This is a genomic window from Caballeronia temeraria, assembly GCF_001544795.2.
Lineage (GTDB): Bacteria > Pseudomonadota > Gammaproteobacteria > Burkholderiales > Burkholderiaceae > Caballeronia > Caballeronia temeraria.
This window is the reverse complement of sequence record NZ_FCOI02000091.1, coordinates 1-2594: the sequence shown is the minus strand read 5'-3', so window position 1 is coordinate 2594 and position 2594 is coordinate 1. Positions and strand designations below refer to the sequence as shown.

Annotated in this window: 3 protein-coding genes; all 3 read right to left on the bottom strand. The window is 61.7% G+C overall.

What is annotated here, in order from left to right; all coding sequences use genetic code 11:
- Positions 1 to 142: 142 nt before the first annotated feature.
- Genes tnpC through tnpA form a run of 3 tightly spaced genes read right to left on the bottom strand, consistent with a single transcriptional unit; the run spans position 143 to position 2508 of the window.
- On the bottom strand, positions 143 to 1717 hold the full coding sequence (gene tnpC, locus AWB76_RS38520; RefSeq protein WP_061165313.1) for an IS66 family transposase: 1575 nt from the start codon (positions 1715 to 1717) through the stop codon (positions 143 to 145).
- A gap of 30 nt (positions 1718 to 1747) precedes the next feature.
- Positions 1748 to 2101: an IS66 family insertion sequence element accessory protein TnpB gene (gene tnpB / locus AWB76_RS38515; RefSeq protein ID WP_374729979.1), complete on the bottom strand. Its 354-nt coding sequence runs from the start codon at positions 2099 to 2101 to the stop codon at positions 1748 to 1750.
- Positions 2089 to 2508, bottom strand: a complete 420-nt coding sequence (tnpA, locus tag AWB76_RS42835; protein WP_061165312.1) for an IS66-like element accessory protein TnpA — start codon at positions 2506 to 2508, stop codon at positions 2089 to 2091. Before tnpA ends, tnpB begins: the two co-directional genes overlap by 13 nt.
- Positions 2509 to 2594 lie beyond the last annotated feature (86 nt).

The window sequence follows — 2594 nt, the reverse complement described above, 5'->3', positions numbered from 1 at the left end:
GTAAGCGACTCGGCTGGGCCAGTTCCTGATTCGCGCGCGCGTGAGGCATGATGGTGCTGTCGTGGTGGAATTCGTATAGATCACGGGGGATCGTGCCCATGATCGGCAATCGTGGACACGATCCACGCAAATCTGTCCAGATCTACCCGGTTAAGGGTGTAGGCGGAGTGGGCGGCCTCAGTTTGTCGGCCACGTTCCAAGGCAGCAATTCGTCGATACGTGAGATCTTGTGATCAGCGATATGGGTCAGGACGTACTCCATATAGGCGCGCGGGTTGATCCCGTTGAGCTTTGCCGACCCGATCAAGCTATACATCGCGGCGGCTCGCTCGCCCCCGCTGTCGGAGCCGACGAACAGATAGTTCTTGCGTCCGAGCGCGACACAGCGCAGCGCGTTCTCGGCAAGCACGTTGCTGATCTCGACTCGACCGTCCTCGCAGTAGAACACCAGCGCCGCCCAGTGGTTCAGCGAGTAGTTGATTGCTTTTGCGAGCGCGGACTTCGTCGATAGCGTCGCGAGTTTCACCCTGATCGTCGCTTCGAGCTTCGCGAGCAACGGCTTGCTCTTTTCCTGCCTGAAGCGCAGACGCTCGTCAGGCGCCTTGCCACGGATGTCGGCTTCTATGCGGTAGAGTTCGCCGATCATCTCGAGCAGTTGCTGGGTATCTAAAGTCGGTGTGCGCGCGTGAACATCGTAAATGTACCTCCTCGCATGATCCCAGCATGCCGCTTCGTGGATCTCGCCGTTCGCATACAGTTGATCGAAACCGGCGTATGCATCGGCCTGCAGGATGCCGCGGAATGCGGCGAGACGGGTCTGAGGATGGACGCCTTTGCGATTCGAGGAGAAGTCGAACCATACCGCAGCCGGCTCAGTCGAGCCCGAGCGGTGATCGTCACGCACGTAGACCCAGAAGCGACCGGTCACCGTCTTTCCGTTGCCTGGCGCGAGCACCGCAACCGGCGTGTCGTCGACGTGTACCTTGCCGGGGACCAGCACGTAGCGCTGGATTGCTTCAACAAGCGGTCCGCAGAGCTCGGCGATCTGCCCGATCCAGCGGCCCATACTGGCGCGATCCAACGTCACGCCGTCGCGTGCCGCAATCTCCGATTGGCGGTACAGCGGTTGGTGATCGGCGAACTTCGATACCGCAATGTCGGCCAGCAGGCTCGGATGCGCGATGCTGTGCTCGATGGGCAGGCTGGGCATCGCGGGCTGTTCGATGTGGCCGCAGTCAGGACAGCACAGCTTGTGACGGATCGTGCGGATCACTTTGAACGCAGCCGCTACGCGCGCGAGCTGCTCCGAAACATCCTCGCCGAGTCGCTGCATCGTTGTCGCACACTTGGGGCAAGCCGGATTCGGTGTAAGTTCGATTTCATCGCGTGGCAAGTGCGGCGGCAGCGGCTCTCGCGTGGGCGCTCGACCGGGCGGCGCCGTCGACGTCTTGTCTGGGCGCCCTCGCGTCTCGGCAGCGCCCTGACCGGCGGTCAGGTCTTCCAGCTGCGCCTCGAGTTTATCGATCTGCCGGGCCAGTTTCTCGGACTTGCTCCCGAAGTACATCCGCCTGAGCTTGTCGATCTGCGCCTTCAGGCGTTCGATTTGGTCGTCCCTTGCGGCGATCTCCCGCACCATGTTCTCGATCGACGTCTGCTGCTCGAGCACCAGAGCCTGGAGCTCCGCGACGGTGGTGGGAAGCGGCGCAGATTGGGACATGCGTCGCAGTTTACGAGCCTTCGATGTGGTTTACAACATCGACAGAGCAGCGGTGCGTTTCGGGTGTCGCCAGTCGATGCCTTCGAGGAGCATCGACAGCTGTGCGCTCGACAGATGGATTTTTCCACCGTCGGCCTGGGGCCAGATAAACCGGCCTCGCTCCAATCGTTTTGCGAGCAGCCAGAGCCCATCGTCGGTCGCCCAAAGCAGCTTCACGAGATCGCCGCGGCGGCCGCGGAAGATGAATACGTTGCCACCCAGCGGATTCTCTTCGAGAGCTGTCTGCACTTTCGCGGCCAGCCCCTGGAAGCCGCAGCGCATGTCTGTCACGCCGGCCACGAGCCAAACGCGCGTACCTGCCGGCAGCGCGATCACTTCAGGCATTCCTGCAGGAACGCTTCAGCGCGCTCGGCAGACAGGCCGCGAATCCTCACACGCCGTTTGCCGATCTCCACCTCGATTTCGCACACGGGCGCCGGCATCGGTACGCCGCTCGTCGCTTGCGACGCCATTGTCGACTCAGGCGGCCGCAGTACCAATGCCGGATCGATTACGTCGACGCTCAGCAGCTTCGTGCTGGGCACGCTCGGCGCAGCTTCGAGTGCAGGAATGACAAGCTTGCCTTCACGGTATTGCTTGCGCCATGCGAACACCACATTGGCGTTGATGTCGTGCCGTCGCGCAACGATCGACACCGACATGCCGGGTTCCAATGTCTCCCTGATCACCAGCTGCTTAAATTCTTGCGCATACGTGCGATGGGGATGCGTACGGCCCGCTGCGTTCGACATGGCTGACTGTCTCCGTCAAGCTGAACGCGCCCATCATGCGTCGAAATATTCAGCACTGAGATACGGTCGTGCCGAGTCGCATACCG

What these genes read in the sequence shown, in the direction of transcription:
- tnpC (WP_061165313.1), bottom strand. Translation starts at nt 1,717, where the DNA reads ATGTCCCAATCTGCGCCGCTTCCCACCACCGTCGCGGAGCTCCAGGCT.
- tnpA (WP_061165312.1), bottom strand. Translation starts at nt 2,508, where the DNA reads ATGTCGAACGCAGCGGGCCGTACGCATCCCCATCGCACGTATGCGCAA.
- tnpB (WP_374729979.1), bottom strand. Translation starts at nt 2,101, where the DNA reads ATGCCTGAAGTGATCGCGCTGCCGGCAGGTACGCGCGTTTGGCTCGTG.